16 protein-coding genes are annotated in these 16863 nt (G+C 57.1%); 10 read left to right on the top strand and 6 right to left on the bottom strand.

Features of this window, described 5'->3' with window-relative positions:
• Window positions 1-7 precede the first annotated feature (7 nt).
• The 3 genes from QZ487_RS03180 (at window position 8) to QZ487_RS03170 (ending at window position 5310) form a co-directional block, all read left to right on the top strand.
• Window positions 8-1321: an SRPBCC family protein gene (locus tag QZ487_RS03180; protein ID WP_285976342.1), complete on the top strand. Its 1314-nt coding sequence runs from the start codon at window positions 8-10 to the stop codon at window positions 1319-1321.
• Between the two features lie 182 nt (window positions 1322-1503).
• Window positions 1504-3918, top strand: a complete 2415-nt coding sequence (locus QZ487_RS03175; protein ID WP_296023292.1) for a TonB-dependent receptor — start codon at window positions 1504-1506, stop codon at window positions 3916-3918.
• 162 nt (window positions 3919-4080) lie between these two features.
• Window positions 4081-5310: an SRPBCC family protein gene (locus tag QZ487_RS03170; RefSeq protein WP_296023291.1), complete on the top strand. Its 1230-nt coding sequence runs from the start codon at window positions 4081-4083 to the stop codon at window positions 5308-5310.
• 1 nt (window position 5311) lies between these two features.
• Here the strand turns inward: QZ487_RS03170 and QZ487_RS03165 are convergent, their stop codons facing one another.
• Together QZ487_RS03165 and QZ487_RS03160 are read right to left on the bottom strand one after the other, a co-directional pair.
• Entirely contained in the window at window positions 5312-5776 is a 465-nt protein-coding gene (locus QZ487_RS03165; protein ID WP_285976339.1) for a nuclear transport factor 2 family protein, read from the bottom strand.
• A 1-nt stretch (window position 5777) separates the two neighbouring features.
• On the bottom strand, window positions 5778-6725 hold the full coding sequence (locus QZ487_RS03160) for an SDR family oxidoreductase (RefSeq protein ID WP_285976338.1): 948 nt from the start codon (window positions 6723-6725) through the stop codon (window positions 5778-5780).
• A gap of 136 nt (window positions 6726-6861) precedes the next feature.
• Between QZ487_RS03160 and QZ487_RS03155 the strand changes: the two genes are divergently transcribed.
• The gene (locus QZ487_RS03155; RefSeq protein WP_296023289.1) at window positions 6862-7863 is read left to right on the top strand and encodes an NADP-dependent oxidoreductase; all 1002 of its coding nucleotides are present in this window, start codon (window positions 6862-6864) and stop codon (window positions 7861-7863) included.
• Entirely contained in the window at window positions 7860-8396 is a 537-nt protein-coding gene (locus QZ487_RS03150) for a nuclear transport factor 2 family protein (RefSeq protein WP_285976336.1), read from the top strand. The genes QZ487_RS03155 and QZ487_RS03150 overlap by 4 nt, the downstream gene beginning before the upstream one ends.
• On the opposite strand, the gene QZ487_RS03145 is transcribed toward QZ487_RS03150, so the two are convergent.
• On the bottom strand, window positions 8393-8812 hold the full coding sequence (locus QZ487_RS03145; RefSeq protein ID WP_285976335.1) for a PaaI family thioesterase: 420 nt from the start codon (window positions 8810-8812) through the stop codon (window positions 8393-8395). The genes QZ487_RS03150 and QZ487_RS03145 overlap by 4 nt on opposite strands.
• A gap of 106 nt (window positions 8813-8918) precedes the next feature.
• On the opposite strand from QZ487_RS03145, the gene QZ487_RS03140 reads away from it, so the two are divergent.
• The 3 genes from QZ487_RS03140 to QZ487_RS03130 are packed head-to-tail and all read left to right on the top strand — an operon-like array spanning window position 8919 to window position 11400.
• On the top strand, window positions 8919-10505 hold the full coding sequence (locus tag QZ487_RS03140) for a fatty acid--CoA ligase (RefSeq protein WP_285976334.1): 1587 nt from the start codon (window positions 8919-8921) through the stop codon (window positions 10503-10505).
• Window positions 10492-11034: a VOC family protein gene (locus QZ487_RS03135; RefSeq protein ID WP_296023288.1), complete on the top strand. Its 543-nt coding sequence runs from the start codon at window positions 10492-10494 to the stop codon at window positions 11032-11034. The genes QZ487_RS03140 and QZ487_RS03135 overlap by 14 nt, the downstream gene beginning before the upstream one ends.
• A 12-nt stretch (window positions 11035-11046) precedes the next feature.
• On the top strand, window positions 11047-11400 hold the full coding sequence (locus QZ487_RS03130; protein ID WP_296023286.1) for a nuclear transport factor 2 family protein: 354 nt from the start codon (window positions 11047-11049) through the stop codon (window positions 11398-11400).
• Here QZ487_RS03130 and QZ487_RS03125 read toward each other — a convergent pair whose 3' ends face one another.
• Entirely contained in the window at window positions 11401-11925 is a 525-nt protein-coding gene (locus QZ487_RS03125) for a nuclear transport factor 2 family protein (protein ID WP_285976331.1), read from the bottom strand.
• Window positions 11926-12013: 88 nt separating this feature from the next.
• Between QZ487_RS03125 and QZ487_RS03120 the strand changes: the two genes are divergently transcribed.
• A complete protein-coding gene (locus QZ487_RS03120; protein WP_285976330.1) occupies window positions 12014-13279 on the top strand; it encodes a cytochrome P450 in 1266 nt (421 codons plus the stop codon).
• Window positions 13280-13289: 10 nt separating this feature from the next.
• Here the strand turns inward: QZ487_RS03120 and QZ487_RS03115 are convergent, their stop codons facing one another.
• A complete protein-coding gene (locus QZ487_RS03115; protein ID WP_285976329.1) occupies window positions 13290-14909 on the bottom strand; it encodes an FAD-dependent oxidoreductase in 1620 nt (539 codons plus the stop codon).
• Window positions 14910-15139: 230 nt separating this feature from the next.
• Here QZ487_RS03115 and QZ487_RS03110 point away from each other — a divergent pair, with 230 nt between their 5' ends.
• Complete coding sequence (locus QZ487_RS03110) at window positions 15140-15916, top strand: SDR family NAD(P)-dependent oxidoreductase (RefSeq protein WP_285976328.1); 777 nt, start codon at window positions 15140-15142, stop codon at window positions 15914-15916.
• Window positions 15917-15928: 12 nt separating this feature from the next.
• On the opposite strand, the gene QZ487_RS03105 is transcribed toward QZ487_RS03110, so the two are convergent.
• Entirely contained in the window at window positions 15929-16744 is an 816-nt protein-coding gene (locus QZ487_RS03105; RefSeq protein ID WP_285976327.1) for an SDR family NAD(P)-dependent oxidoreductase, read from the bottom strand.
• Between the last annotated feature and the right edge of the window lie 119 nt (window positions 16745-16863).

Below are 16863 nucleotides of genomic sequence, written 5' to 3'. Positions count from 1 at the left end.
AGCGTGAATGATCAGCGACGCGGAAGTACGGCGCCTGAAAGCGTTGATGGAGTGGGAAGGCCAGCGCAGCGCGCCGCCAGACGGTTTTCCCAGGCTGCCTGATATGCCGGCGGCTCGCTACACTTCGCCAGAGTATTTCGCGCTCGAGCAAGAGCATATCTTCCGCAAGAGCTGGCTGTTCGCCGGGCATATTGACGAGATTCCGGAGCCCGGTTGTTACATGCGTTGGCACAATGCGGGCGATCCGATTGTGATCGTGCACGGCATGGATGGCGTGGTCCGCGCGTTCTACAACACGTGCCGGCACAGGGGCGCACCGGTCGTAACCGAAGAACGCGGCAAATCATCGCGCCTCATGTGCGGCTATCACAATTGGACCTACAAGACTGATGGCACGCTGGTGGGCGTGCCTGAGAGACAGGATTTTCCGGCCGATTTCGATATGAGCTGCCGCGGATTGATCCCGGTTCGCTGCGAAATGCTGGGCAATGCGATCTTCGTGAATTTCGATCAAAACGCCATGCCGCTGACCGAATGGCTTGGCCCACTGATGAACGAATGGGACGAGTTCGCTTTCGACCGCATCAGATTGGCGGCGCGGCACAGCTTCGAGCTTAATTGCAATTGGAAGGTGGCGATGGAAGCCAACATGGAAGTTTACCATGTACCCTTTATCCACCCCACAACCGTAGCTCCGCTGGTCGACAGCAAGCGCAATTACAACACGATTTACCCCAACGGTCACGCACGCATGCTGGCCCCTGCCCCTGAGCAAACCGACCGCGAGCATGTGCGCGCAATCGACAGCCCACCGGGGTGGAAACAGATCGAAAGCGTGGGCGAATTGGGGCGGACATGTACGCAGAGCTACACTCTGTTCCCCAACTGGGTTTCGCCGCTGTCGAACTATTTCGTGCCGCCGCTCGTATTCTGGCCCACCGGGCTGAACACCACCCGGCTGGAGCTGGTCACAATGGCGCTCGATTGGGGTGATGAGCCCGCCCCCGATCTTTGGACAGTCCCGGACGATACCAAACCCAATGGCCGCGATATGTCGCCGATTATCCTCGAAGACACGCAGTTCGGCGAAGCGATCCAAAAGTCGATGCAGAGCGCCGCATTCCGAAGTATCCCGCTGTCTTATCAAGAGGCGCGAATTTACAGCTTCCACCAATCCTGTGACCGGATGATAGGGATCGACAATGTGCCGCAGGATTTGCGGGTCGAACAGGTCATAGGTGAAGAATGGATTTGGCCCAATGATCCACGTCGAGCGCAGTTGGATGCCGACGCAGCGGAGGGCACCCCAACATCCGTGTGACGTTACGGAATTGTAATGTGACGCAAAGGACGCACTAGCAATTTCCGCCTATTCCTTTTGCCAAGTGTTTCGCTGGGGGGTGCGCCATAGACTTCTTGATCGGATACGAAGGTGAAAAGCCTCGAATTCAGGGACAATTGGTAACGGCAGATCGAGCCGGGCCATTATGGGAGAGAGCGATTATGACCAAGCTTATGAATCGGAATCCGTCAGCAATGCGTGCGGCGTTGCTGGGCGGAGTGGCGGTGTTTGCAGTTGCCGGACTACCTGCGGCTGCGCATGCTCAAGAGGCGGATACTTCGGCCGAAGAAGCTGATTTGGAAGACAATGTTATCATCGTGCGAGCACGTCGCCAGGCGGAAACATTGCAAGAAGTGCCGGTTACCGTTTCGGTTATTAGCGGAGAAGTATTGGAAAAGTACGGGGTCGATCAAATCGCGGACGTTGTAGGGCGAGTGCCAACGCTGAACGTTCAGGTCGGCGGCTCGGGTTCAGGCGGTCAAATCAGTTTGCGCGGCGTTGGATCATCCAACATTTCAGCCGCATTCGATTCGGCCGTGGCGTTTGACTTCGATGGTGTACAGGTCTCGACGATGCGTCTTGTACAGGCGGGTTTCTTCGACACAGCTCAGATTGACGTCCTTAAGGGTCCGCAATCACTTTTCTTCGGGAAATCAGCGTCAGCCGGCGTATTTTCAATTAGGTCAGCTCAACCGACTTCAACTTGGGAAATAGGCGCCAAAGCGTCGTATGAATTCGAAGAAAAAGGCTACGTGATCGGCGGCTACATATCAGGGCCTGTAAGTGATACTCTTGGTATTCGTTTGGCTGCACAATACAACGATATCGACGAGTATGTAGAGTTGCAGCCCGGGACCCCCGCGGTCAATCAATTTCGCGGGCAAACAAACTTTGTTGGGCGTGCTACTCTTGCATGGGAACCAGACGATACCTTTGACGCCAATCTGAAGGTTCAATATGTCAAGAATGAAGGGGATGGCGCAGTACAGCATTCGGACATAAACTGCGGTCCAAATGGCGTAGCCGACGGCGTCTACCTGCTTGCAGGTGGTTTAATCATTCCGGCAGGCAATGATTGCAACGATAGCGATAGCAAATATTATCTACCGGACGCGGCCCCGCCTCTAGCAGGAGGTGTTCCAACACCATCGAAAGCTGCTGGTCGAAATGGCGTCCCTTTTAGTGAAACTGATATCTGGTTTACGCGGTTAATATCCAATTTGCGATTGTCCGATACTCTAACCCTGACCTCCACAACCGGCTATGTGGATATGTCCTCTGTCGACTTTGACAGCTATTCGTACGTCGGTCTTCTCGGACCAGGGGTCCCCGGCGGTGCAGGTGCTTCAGATCCGATCAATGAGCTGGAGCAGTTCACACAAGAGCTTCGGGTCACAACCGATTTTGATGGTGGAGCGAATTTCATGTTCGGCGCCTTCTATGAAGACCGAACTTTCGTATTCGACACTGCTCAACAAGCCGTCAACATCTCATTCGTTGCACCAGATCCAGTTACCGGGTTTACTTACGACTGGGACAAAAGGCACGTAACGAAGACAGAAGCCTGGTCATTCTTTGGTAGCGCCATCTTTGATCTTACCGATGACTTAGAGCTTGCTGGCGGTATCCGTTACACGGACGAAAGCAAAACTCAGACAATTACCGTTCCCTACCTGCACACATTTTTGCAAGGGCCGGGTTTTGTAAGTCCTGGCTTTAATTCGGGACCCATCGAATTTTCGGACAGCAACTGGTCTCCCGAGGCAACGATTAAATATAGAGCGTCTGAGGATGTAAATGTTTTTGCCTCGTTCAAGACTGGCTTCAAGTCTGGCGGAATCGACAACTCAGCTCTGCCTTCGGCTAGTTTGAGCCAAGCAGTGCTGAGCGGAGATTTCAGCGCCTTAATCTATGACTCAGAAACAGCAATCGGCGGCGAAATTGGCGTAAAATCGCAATTCAACGATCGTAGCGTCACACTTAACGCCACCGCATTTTATTATGTCTTCGATGACCTTCAGGTCCAAAACTTCGACGCCGTTAACATCCAGTTCCAAACTCTGAATGCGGGCGAAGTGACATCTAAAGGTCTCGATCTCGAATTTCGCTGGAATACACCAGTAGAGGGCCTTTCGATATCTTCTAACCTTGCGTATCTCGACGCTGCATTCTCAGACACATTCGTGGCTGGCTTAGGCCAAGATCTGGATGGCCGTGAAGTTGCTCGAGCGCCCGAAGTGTCAGGGAATTTTGCCGTAGATTGGTCAACGCCGGTTAGCAATTCGCTTGAGCTTAACGTGTCGGGTAATGCCATATATTCAGGTAGCTATTTTACCAATGAAGACACGCTGACCGATTTGCGTCAGGATAGCTATGTCACTTTCGACGCGCAAATTTCGATCGGCGATGCGGATGGCAAATGGAAACTGTCGCTAATCGGCACAAACCTAGCCGACGAGATCTGGGTCAATACATCCGGCGGGCGCCCATTCCTGGAGCCGGGTGTTGGTGACGATCTTGTTGTCACGCAAAACCGCGGTCGCCAGATCTTTGTCGAAGGCAGCATTCGCTTCTAAATAAGTACCATAGTCTTAAATTGAGGGGCGGGCCGATTGGTCCGCCCTTTCCATTTGCAAGTACCGCAAGGTGCCACCCCTATCCAAAAACGCGAATTGCCTGAATGCGCTACGCCCGACACAATGCCAATCAAATGCATATATAGCTGGAGGGATTACGCAGTGTCGCGCGAGCAATTGATAGAAATGACCCGCAATCTCATCGCGCATGGCGCGGCAGACACTATGGAATACGCCGACGATGTCGTGCGTGTGCCCGCATCGGCCTATACCGATGAAGCGTTGTTCGAGCGCGAGAAGCGGCACATCTTCCGCCGTCTTCCACTAATGGTCGCGCCTAGCTGTGAGATCCCGAATGCGGGTGATTACAAAGCAATGGACATTTGCGGTGTACCTCTGTTGCTGACGCGCAAGAAGGACGGCACCGTTGGTGCATTCCTCAACATGTGCAAACACCGCGGCAATCCCCTGGCGGAAGGTACCGGGAACGCGACGCGCTTGGTGTGCGGCTATCATGGCTGGACATACAAGAACGACGGTGATTTGGTGGGCGTGGCCAGTCCGCAGGATTTCGGCGCCATCGACAAGTCGGAATTCTGCCTCACACGCTTCCCGGTCTACGAAAACGCCGGTTTGATCTGGGCAACGCTAGACCCCGCTTCGAAGCTCGATATTGCAGATTATCTGAACGGCTATGATGATCTGCTGAAGGCGTTTGAATTCGATGGCTGGACCTTGTTCGCGCAGCGCACCTTGCCGGGGCCTAACTGGAAGACGGCCTATGACGGCTATCTCGATTTCTACCACTTGCCTGTACTGCACAAAGACACGTTCGGCGCAGATTTCTACAACCGCGCGAACTACTTCGCCTTCGGCCCACACCAGCGGCTGTCGACCCCCTCGAAATTCGCGATCAAAGTGTCAGGTGACGACGATCAGAAACTGGATCTGGAACATCTCTCAGATGACGAAATCCCGCAGGAAGTGCTGGTCCAAGGCGTGTGGACGATCTTCCCACATATCTCGATCGCCAGCTTTTATGGAGGCGGGCAGCGCGGCGCGATGATCAGCCAGCTATTCCCCGGTAATGGCGTAGGTGAAAGCTACACAACGCAGTTCTACGTGATGGAGAACAAGCCGGAGACGGATGCCGACGTGAAGTCAGCGCATGAGCAGTTCGATTTCCTTGAGGTCGTGGTGCGCGATGAAGACTACAAGACTGGCAAGCGCCAGCACGAAGCACTGCAATCAGGGCTCTTGAAAGAAGTGCTATTCGGCAAGAACGAGCGCGGCGGACAAGTCTTCCACCAATGGGTGGAGAAGCTCACTAATGCGAGCGATGCGGAGCTGCTGCAGATATTTGCCGCTGAGCAACGCGAAGCAGCAGAGTAGGCTAAAACTCGAAAGGCCGCGCGATGTCAGTCGGGCCCTTGCGGGTCGGATTGTCATTGAGAGCTAATTCCACAAGGGCAGTGTCGAAGAATTCGTGCAGTTCGCTGATCTTGCCATCGCGAATGGTCATTATCTGGCAGTAGGTTTGAAGATACTGCTCGCCGTTCTTCGTATCCCCTCCGCCGTACATTAGCCCAACAACACGGTCGTCATCGGCACACATAATACGCCACTTGCGTGAGAACTGAACTGTTTCCGGAACCAGCTGTCCTACCACCCCCTCTTCAACAAGGGGGCCGAAGCACTCTGCTTTGCCGATCCACCGCCCCGATACCGGAGTCGAACCGACCAGATTGAATATCACATCGTCCGCGTGAAGATCAGCCAGCGCCTCGAAATCTCCAGCTTCGAGCGCACGATAATATGTTTCGGCCAGCGCAATGTTTGCAACGCGTCTTTCAGACATATCAGCCAAACGCAGGCCGGAAATTGGAATCGCCCCAATCCTGTTTCGGCGCCCACTCTGCCATATCTTCCAGCTTTCCGTCCAGCTCCGGGAAGCGCTCGTAAACATGGTCCATATCGACAGCAAACGGCGTTGTAGGCGCGGTGTTGTTGTATTCATAGAATGCCGCGATACCGGCGGCGAATTCGGTGCGCATTTCCTCCGGCATGCTGTCACCGGCGGCACGTACGAGATAATCGCCAAATTCCTGCGGGGTACATGGATCATATGTTATCGGCTTGCCTAGAGTGTCGGTAAGCACTTCAGCGACTTCGGGTCCGCGCATTCTCTTGGGCCCGCCGATATTGAGCCAAGCGCCTTCCATGTCAGGCCGCTCAAGGCTAGCGAGCATGAACTTCGCCACATCGTCCAAGCTGATCCAATTCGCCTCCAGATGCGGCGCGTGCGGATACACATAGCGTCCTTCATTGACGATAAATGGCCGCGCCCAATTGGTCAGCAGATTGTCCATGAACAATACCGAGCCGAATACAGTGCCCGGTGCGCCAGAGCGCCACAACGCATTGATACCCTTTGTGTTCTCACCATAAGTAAATGGATCGCCCGGCTTGTCCGGTATCCAGCTGGAGGTGTTCCAGACCACCCGCTTTACATCAAGCTCAGCCGCCACCTTGCCCAGATCCCCGATCAAAACAGCACGGTCTGCGCGCGCTTGAAGCGGGTGGGTGTAAAAGATGTAGTCCGAGCCTTCGAGCGCAGGCTTGAAAGTTGCAGTATCATACAAGTCCATCGGGCGGACCTCGATATGTTCGATCCCTTCGATCTTTGCGCCTGCAAAGGGTTCTGGCTGGCGCGAAATTGCGCGGACGTCATAGCCAGCGGCCAATGCCTGTTTGACCTGTGCCATTCCCTGCCGGCCTGACGCGCCGATAACCGTGATCAATGCCATTTCCACTCTCCCAATCTGATGTAGGCAGACTAGGATTTGCGCCGCACCGGCGCACCGCGCCAATTTGATAGCCCTCCTAAATTGACTAGCAAAAGCATCCGTTGCCGTAGCTTTGGACTGCGCGGACAAGGCAGGTATGACAAACCGTTTTTGGCGCATCGACGTACGGCCTCAGGGCACGGATTTTAGCGAATCCTTGCGGCTGATGGAGGCGCCCGAGCCTGAACCCAGCGAAGGCGAGATCGTTATCCGTAATGCCATGCTGTCGATGGATGCGGGCACGCGGATGTGGCTGACCGATCGCACGGATGGATATCAACCGCCGCTGGAAACTGGCACGCCGATGACGGGTCTGGTGATCGGTGAAATCACCGCTTCGCGCCAGCCGGAGTTCCCTGAAGGGACACTAGTGCGCGCGTTCGGTCAATGGGCAGATTACAGCGTAGTCGATCCCATCATGGCTGGCGCGGTGAAGCTTGATCCAGCGGTCAAAGACAAGCGCGCATGGTTCGGCCCGCTGGGCATGAACGGGTGGACTGCACTGTGGGGGATTGAGCAGACTGGCGCCGCGAAGGCTGGCGAGAAGGTGCTGGTATCAGCAGCAGCAGGTGCGACGGGCATTCTGGCTGTCCAGATGGCCAAGCTGCTGGGCTGCACAGCCTGGGGTATCGCCGGGGGAGCTGACAAATGTCGCTTCCTGACTGACGCGATCGGGATCGACGGTGCGGTAGACTATAAGGCTGATGGCCTGGGCACGCAGCTTGACGCGATTGGCGGAGTAGATGTCTATTTTGACAATGTCGGCGGGCCTATACTGGATCATGTTCTGACGCGTATGAACCATTATGGCCGGATCGCAGTGTGCGGGCTGGTGTCCGATTATTCTTCCGGCACCCGCACAAGCCCGCAGGAATTCGATCAAGTCCTGATGCGGCGATTGCGAATCGAAGGCTTCTTTTCACCTGACTTCATGGGCCAGGGCGAACGTCTGACGGCGCGGCTCAAACAATGGGTCGATACGGGCGAACTGACAATGCCCTATGATGTCACAAAGGGACTTGAGAATACCCTAACCGCCTACCAGAAGCTCTTTACAGGCGGCAACATCGGCAAGGTCATTGTGGAGTTGGATGCATGAGTATCAGGCTGGAAGACCGCGAAGCCATTCGCGATGTGATCGGGGCCTATGCCCATGCGATTGACCGACGGCGCTGGGACATGATGCCGCAACTGTTCCATGCAGATGCGACATTCGGTTTCGGCCCGGTGCAAGGCAATTGGGAAGAATTTGTCGGGCAAGCCCAAGCCATCATCGATCCCTGCCTCGCCACTCAGCACCAGTTAGGCCAGATACAATTCGGCTTTGAAGACGACACCTGCCACACCGAAACCTACTTCACCGCGATGCACACTATCCCAGCGGGCTATCCGGTGCCGGATGTATTTCCGGATAAGGGCAAAGTGTATTCAGCGGTGATTGCAGGGCGCTATGTCGATCGTTTCGAGCAGCGTTCGGGGCAATGGCGCATTGCACAGCGCACCGGCCTTTATGACTGGCGCGAATTTCGCGAAGTCGAAGGCGTGGGCCTTTCCGAGCTGCCAGAAGGCATGGCTGGCTTTCACGATGACCGTGACCCGTCGACACCGGCGGTTGCGCGCTGGCGCGGTTAGCGCGCACGCTTTACCGAGAACACGCCGCTCATCGATACAATCGGCTGTCCATCGCGCATGATATAACCGCTGGTATAGGCTGTGCGGCCGCCCATCCGATCTATGTTGACAGCGCACTCCAGCCAATCTCCCAGCTTTGCACCGCTAAGAAAGTTTGTCGTCAACGAGACCGTCGCAACGCCTGGATGCGGTCGCTCGCTGTCGTAGACCGCGTGGCTCAGCGCCACATCGGCTAGGGTCGTCAGCACACCGCCATGCGCAGCGTCCTGATAATTGATGTGATGCGGCATGATCCGCAGGCCGACTATGCGGGGGCCGTCCGCATTGGCGCGCAGGAAGTAAGGCCCGCCATGATCAAGAAATCCGGGCGAGAAATTGGCAGGTTCAAAGCCGTCGGGCGGGTTGGCATCATTCATTCTGTCGACCCTAGCCTATGCGTGCGCCAGCGCCGCTATGAATTGTGCCAATGGCCCGCGCGCGCGCTCCGACTAGACCGGACCACGGAGAGCGAAAGGGAAAATCATGTCGAGCATCGACAACCCGCAAGTGATTGGTGACATCATCCGGCATCACGGCCGCGAGCACGAACAGGATGTCGCTTTTGAATTCGCAGGCGATCAGATGACATTCGGCCGGCTCGACCGGCGCAGTAATCGCTGTGCCAATGCGCTGGCCTCGCTGGGTGTCGGTAAGGGTGACCGCATCGCTTACCTTGGCAAGAATTCGCATATCTATTTCGAGATATTGGCAGGCGCGGCCAAGCTGGGCGCGGTGATGACTCCGGTCAATTGGCGGTTGGCCCGCCCTGAAGTCACCTATGTGGTCAATGATTGTCAGGCCAAGGTCCTGTTTGTCGGGCCCGGATTTGCAGACTTCGTCCGCGACATCGAAGGCCAGCTCGAACACGTCACGCGCATCTACGGCTCCGAAGGCACAGAAGGCCCTTACCCCGGATATCCCGAATGGCGCGGGACATTCCCCCAAATCGACCCGATGACCGAATGCACCGTAGAAGATGACGCGATCCAGCTGTACACTTCGGGCACAACCGGTCATCCCAAGGGTGCGATTTTGACGCACGGCTCGATCTTTTCCTCGCGCATGAACGATGTCGACGAGAGCGAAAAAATGGACTGGCAGAAAACCGTCCCGGGCGAGATCACGCTGCTCGCCATGCCATGCTTCCACATCAGCGGAACCGGCACCGGGCTTGGCACAATGTTCAACGGTTCCAAAGCGATCGTGCTGCCTGAATATGACCCGACGCAGGCGCTCGACCTGATCGAGAATTACAACATCTCCAAGATGTTCATGGTGCCCGCCGCGATCCAGATCCTGCTGAACCATCCGCGTATCAGCGAGGTGGACTTCTCCAATCTCAAGTACATCACCTATGGCGCTTCGCCCATTCCGCTCGAATTGATGAAACAGGCGATGGATGTGATGGGGTGCGGCTTTGTGCAGATGTACGGCATGACGGAAACGTCAGGCACTATAGTGACGCTCAACCCCGAAGATCATGTGCCCGAAGGCAGCCCGCGCATGCGCAGCGTCGGAACACCGCTACAAGATGTCGAAATCAAGATTATCGACAATGACGGAGCAGAGGTGCCAGCCGATACAATCGGCGAGATCGCAACGCGCAGCCCGAAGAACATGAAAGGTTACTGGAACCGGCCCGAAGCCACCGCAGAGACGATTGATGCCGATGGCTGGCTGCGCACAGGTGACGCCGGATACCTCGATGAGGATGGCTATCTCTATATTCAGGACCGGGTGAAAGACATGATTATTTCCGGCGGCGAGAATGTCTATCCGGCGGAAGTTGAAAATGCGATCTACGCACACTCCAAAGTTGCGGACGTGGCAGTGATCGGCGTGCCTGACACTAAGTGGGGCGAAGCGGTGAAAGCCTGTGTCGTGGTGAAGGATGGCGAGGAATTGTCCGAAGCCGAAGTCATCGCGCATGCCCGCGAACATATCGCTGGCTACAAATGCCCCAAGTCGGTCGACTTCATCGACGCCTTGCCACGCAATCCCTCTGGCAAGATCCTGCGCAAGGATCTGCGCGCGCCCTATTGGGAAGGCAAGGATCGTGCCGTCAACTAGGCGCTTTGGCGACCTTCCCGTTCGGCAGATCGCCTGGTTCGTGCCTGACATTGAAAGCTCGGCGCGCGCGCATAGTGCAAGTTTTGGGTCTGGCCCTTTCTTCACCTTTCATCACGTGCCGCTCAATTGGAGCGAGCACCGCGGCCAGCGCGTGACCCACGATCATTCCAGCGTTTATGGCCAATGGGGCGATGTGATGGTGGAATTCGTCACCCAGCACGGTGATAACCCCAGTGCGTTTCATGACATGTTTCCTGCGGGCAGCAGCGCGCAAGGGCTGCACCATATGGCAATCTGGGTTGACGATCTGGACACAGCGATTGCTGATTTCGGCGCGCAAGACATGCCGCTCGCGCAGCTGTCCGAGGTAACCAGCGGCACGCGCTATGCCTTCGTCGATGCGACCGCTTCGCTCGGCCATATGCTTGAGCTCTACGAGCCCAGCGAACAGCTGACCGGATTCTACGACATGGTGCGCAATGCCGCCAAAGATTGGGACGGCAGCGATCCGATCCGCAAATTGAACTGAGGAGAAATGGCAATGCCCGGCGAAGCCCAACGCGTGATCGAGGAGTTCTGGCGCATCCAGGATGAAGGTGACTACACCAAGCTTGCACCGCTGTTTTCGGAAGATGCTCTGCTGGAAGATCCGGTTTGGGGCACGCACAAGGGACGCGACGCGATCCTTGGTTTCATGACCACTATGGTGAAGGAAATGGGGACACGCCAAATCAACTTCACAGTGGATGAAATCTGCGGCGATGATCACGCGGTCTGGGCACGTTGGACCATGCATTCACCAGAGGGATCCCGCGGCGGCGTGGGCATATACAAAGTCGCCAATGGGCAGTTGACCTATTACCGCGACTATATGGACCCGCCGGCCGAGGGGTGATTACAGTTCCCGATAAAGCGGGTGATTGCTCTTATCGATCCGAGCCGTAGGAAGCGGAAAGTCAGGGTTGGGCGTAAACCTTGGCTGGTTCACGAGGTCGCTCTGCCAATCGACAATGTAGAGACGTTGGGAGATGCGCCATTCCTGCCCTGATCCTGCCTCTCGTTTCTCCCACTCATCAAGATAGCGTCCGCCATAGAGATTGCCTGCCAGCGTTCCGTCATCCTGGCGGCTTGCACCGGCGAAAACGCCGTAGCACTCGCTGCTGGCATTGGAAGATGAGTGGAAATCAATCAGCGGCTGTGACAGCATGTGCCAGCGCCGGTCAGAGCCACGCTCGATATCCATAACGATCGGTAGGAACTCTTCGGCGCAGCCCTTGAAGAAGCCATAGTCGATCTCGGCATCGGGCCAGTAACAGCTCGCTTGCCCCGCATCATCAAGCCAGTCGAGGGTGCGAGAATATCGCTGGATCACATCGCAAATCGCCTGCCTGTCGATCAGTTCCTGTAGCGCGCGATCCATTGCCACTCTCCCCATTTCCGCGAGTTGCCGCGCCCGCACTATCCGCTCACTGTGGCGAAAATTCCATCCGCATTTTCGGGAGGCCGCATTGGGAAGCGAACCACAAGTCAATCTGTTCGATCTGGAGACACAGAAGTGTCCCTATCCGGCCTATAAGCAGCTTCGTGACGAAGCGCCCGTCTACAATATTGCAGGCACCGATATGTGGGTCGTGACACGGTACGACACTGTTCGCGAAGTGCTGATGGACCCGCAACGTTTTCCCAGCTCTGCACCGCAAGGCCGCTTTCGCGCATCGGCGGCCGATATGGAACGTGGCGCAATGGTCGCCAAACGGTTTGAGGAAAAGGGCTGGGTTCCGGCCGCAACACTTAACGGGCGCGATGATCCCAATCACAAGCAGATGCGCGCGATGTTCAACGAAGCGTTCAAGCCCAGCCGTATCAAGGAAATCGATGGCAAGGTCGAAACGCTGGCCTACGAGCTGATCGACGGCTTTCTGGAAGAGGGCAAATGCGAGTGGGTCAGTCAGTTCTGTGTGCCGTTGCCACTCTACATCATCGGCGAGCAGATGGGCGCGAAGAAGAAAGACATCTGGCGCATCAAGAGCTGGACCGAGGCATTCTTCCATCGCATTTCCTTCATGCTGCCTGAAGATCGCCACATGGAGATGGTCGACAAGGAAATCGAAGCGCAGCACTATTTCCAGCCGATTTTCGAACGGCTGCGCGAAAACCCTGATGACAGCTTGATCAGCGTGCTCGTCAACACTGTGATCGAAGACTGGGGTCGGACCCTGACCGACAATGAGCTGCATGCCGAGATGATGGCGGATACATTTGTGGGCGGCAGCGAAACCACCACCAATGCGCTGGCAGCCGGTATGAAGCTGCTGATCGAAAACAAGGATGTATGGCATCAGCTGAAGTCTGATCCCGACAAATACATGCGCACCTTTGTCGAGGAAGTGGTGCGGCTGGAAAGCCCGGTGCAAAGCCTGATGCGCTTTGTCGCCGATGATACCGAGCTGGAAGGCGTTACCATTCCCGGCGGCGCAATGATCAACGTGCGCTTCGCCGCGGCCAATCGCGACGAGCGGGCGTTCGAATGCCCTGAAAAGCTTGACTTGGAGCGGCCCAAGGCGGGCAGCCACATGGGCTTTGGCTCAGGGACGCATCATTGCCTTGGCGCGCCATTGGCCCGGCGTGAGCTGACGTGGGGTTTCACAGCAGTGGTCGACCGGTTTGAAGACATGTGGTTTGCAGAAGGCAAGAACGACTTCGCCTATCACCCGCACTTCCTGCTGCGCAGCTTGAAAGAGCTACACATCGAGTTCGAACCGAAGAAAGCCTAGGCGTCCGGCCTTAAGTGTTGGCTTGGGCCGCACTCCGCCCTGCAATATAGCCAAAGGTCAGCGCCGGACCGAGCGTTCCGCCCGCACCAGCATATATCCCGCCGGTGGGGCAAGCGATGGCATTGCCAGCACCATACAGCCCGGCGATTGGCGTACCATCATGGCCCAACATCCGCGCCGCACCATCGGTTCGCGGCCCGCCATTGGTTCCGAGCAGGCCCATGCGAATCTCGACCGCATAAAAGGGTGCACGGGCAATCGGGCCCAGCGTCACCGCGGTTCCTTCGCGGCTGCGGTCGCCATAGAAGTGGTCATAGGCAGAGGTGCCGCGCTGAAAATCGGGATCGTGTCCGGCGCGTGCAAAGCCGTTGAACCGAGCAACCGTGGCGTCGAGCACAGACCCTTCGATCCCGATCTTGCAGGCCAGTTCTTCCAGTGATTCTGCACGGATCACCCACTCGGGCACCGGCTGCCCCGGCAAGCGCGGGCCAATCGGGTAACGCTCGACATAATCCTCATCAAAGATCAGCCAGGCCGGTAGGTTGAGATAGTCATAGCTCTGCGGGTCGAAGGCGTGGAACGCGCCCGCCAGCGCGGAATAATTCGCCGCTTCATTGCAGAAACGTTCACCCTTGCGATTGACCATGATCGAATGCGGAACAGTCCGTTCGATCAGCACAGGCTGCGCGCGCTGCTCACCGCCCGGCCACGGTATATCGGGCGTGACCAACGTTGGCGCCCACCACGCCTGCGTCATATTGCCGAGCTTTGCACCATTTGCCATCGCCAGACTTAGGCCATCGCCGCGTGCCGTTGGAGGGCTGGCGGGCGCATCCATTGGACCGCGCAGAAAGGCCTGACGCTTGTCTTCATCCCACTCAAATCCGCCGGTGGCGATGATTACGCCTTGGTTCGTGTGCAATTCGAAATCAGCTCCGTCCCGCGTCGCCTTGATTCCGGTGATGCGATCGCCGTCGCGGATAAGCTCGCGCGTCTCCACGCCCAGCATTGGCTCGATCCCGCGCTCCAAACACGCCTTGAGCAACCGCCCGACCATGGCCTGTCCAAAGCCGCGCTCATTATTGCCGACGCGGCGCTGCATTTCTTCAGGCTCGACCACTCCTGTGCCGCCGCCCAAGGGCGTTTCGCGCAGCATCATCGGCTTCATCTCTTCAATCGCAGTGATACGGCTTGCCCATTCGCCCAGTTCACCCAGTGCAAACAAATCATGATCCAGTGCACGGCCGCCTTCAGGCTTCGCTCCCGGACGATCAAGATAATAGTCCGGATAGCCATCAAGCAGCGACACGCTGAGCGCGCCAATGTTTTCCAAGAACTCCAGCGCTTCCGGCCCGCGATCCACAAACGCTTCAAGCGTGTCATCCACCAGGTCGCCGTGGTCGAGCGCCTTGAAATAGGCGAGCGCTTCTTCGCGGCTGTCGCTCATACCTGCGGCGCGCTGGCGCGGATTGTCCGCCACCCAGATGACGCCGCCCGAAATCGCCGCTGTCCCGCCGATCCGGTCAAACCGCTCAATCAGGGCAACTTTCGCGCCCGCTTCGTAGGCAGCCAGCGCCGCAGCCATTCCGGCCGCGCCGCACCCCAGGATGATCACATCTGTTTTTTCCATGGCTCGACAAGACGCGTTCGGGCCACGCGCGGCAATTCCTCATTTTAGCAAGGTGTGGGTTTAGGCATCTGTGAGCCAAGCCAGCCCGCACCCTCCACCCTACCACCCGGAGCCTACCGGAAACTATCCGGGTGGTAGGGTGGAGGGTGCGGGCGGCGCGGAAACCCCAGCGAAAATGCCAATGTTGGAACCCTCACAAATGTCGCATGGCTTGGGACAAGGAGAAACGCATGAAACTGGAAGGCAAAGTCGCAGCAATCACAGGCGGAACCGCGGGTTTGGGGCGCGGGATTGCCGAAGCGTTTCTGGCCGAGGGCGCGAAGGTCGCGCTGTTCGCGCGCAATCCGGAAAAGGGCGCGAAGGTGCTGGAAGAACTCAACGTCGGTGACAGGGCGATCTTTGTCGCTGGCGATGTAATGAAGCAGTCCGACGTTGAAGGCTTCATCGACCACACAGCCGCCAACTTCGGCACGATCGACATTCTGGTCAACAATGCCGGCGGCGCGGGCGATCTGCAGCCGATGGTTGATCTGTCAGATGAAGCCTTTGACGAGGCGATGAAATGGAACGTCTATTCCACCTTTTGGGCCAGCCGCCGCGCGCTGAAGACCATGATCCCGAACAAGACCGGGCGCATCATCAATATGTCCTCAATGGAGGGCAAGCACGGCAAGCCGGTGTTTACCGCCTACACTGCGGCCAAGCACGCGGTAACCGGCATGACCAAGAGCCTTGCGCGCGAAGTGGGCGAGCTGGGCATTACCGCGAATTGCATCTGCCCCGGCCTGGTTGTGACCGACATCATCAAGAACAATGGCCCCGCGACTGCGAAAGCGATGGGCATGGAATTTGACGAGATGATCAACATGTTCGCCAGCGAAGCCGCGATCAAACGCCCCAACACAGTCGAGGAAATTGCAGCGGTCGCCCTGCTGCTCGCCAGCAAGGAAGGCGGCGGGATTACAGGCGCAGCGATCAGCGTCGATGGCGGGACCGCGCAATACTAGCGCGGTGCCAGGCTAACCGTCCTGCTGCATCTTCGCCATCGCCGCGCCAACAGCCGCTTCGATATCGACCGCCTGCGGATTGCCGCGCAAGGTCAGCCCGCCGTTGGGCTGGATATTCTGGCCGGTCACAAAGGCACGATCACTGCACAGCCAAGCGCACGCCTCGGCCACATCCTCGCTCGTGTTCAAGCGGCCCAGCGGATATTTGGGCATGAATGCATCCACCAGTCCCGGCACTTGAAAACTGTCTGAAGTCATCGGGCTTTCCGTGAACGCGGGTGAGACCGTGTTGGCCTTGATCCCGTATTGCCCGAAGTCATTGGCGACGCAGCGGATCATCGCTTCACCTGCAGTCTTCGTACCGATGTAGGCCGCGTGATTGTTGATCAGGGCCTTCGTGGTCGCAGAAGATAGAGAAATCAGCGATCCGCCTTGCGGGTCCTGATCCTTCATCTGCTGAACAAAGGCCTGCAGGAAATGATGCACACCCTTGAATTGCAGCGCGCAAATCTGGTCGAGCTGTTCCTCGGTCGTCTCTAGGATATTTGCGAGCAGCCCCCAGCCTGTGCAATTAATTGCCGCGTCGACCCGGCCCATCTTTTCAGCCGCGGTCGCGGCCAAGCCGTGCACTTGCGCGTGGTCTGTAATGTCGCACAAGGCATAGTGCCCGCCGATTTCGCTTGCGAGCTCCGACAACGGGCCTTCCTTGCGGCCAGCCACCAGAACCTCTGCCCCTTCGGCAGCGCACAGCCGGGCAGTCACCTGGCCCATATTGTCCTTGCTCGCCGCACCCAGAATGACGGCTTTCTTTCCTTCCAAAAGGCCCATGTCTCGCTCCCAACCAAATGTGTTCTCACCCGCGTCTCTAAGCGGTCCAGCGGCTGAGCGCCCTTCCCAAAAGTGCTCATTGAAGGATCGGCTGCGCACGCCGATAGCCACACCGAGAG

The sequence above is a fragment of the uncultured Altererythrobacter sp. genome, assembly GCF_913057185.1.
GTDB classification, from domain to species: Bacteria; Pseudomonadota; Alphaproteobacteria; order Sphingomonadales; family Sphingomonadaceae; genus Erythrobacter; species Erythrobacter rubellus.
The sequence above is the reverse complement of the archived record's forward strand: the minus strand, read 5'-3'. Positions and strand labels throughout refer to the sequence as shown.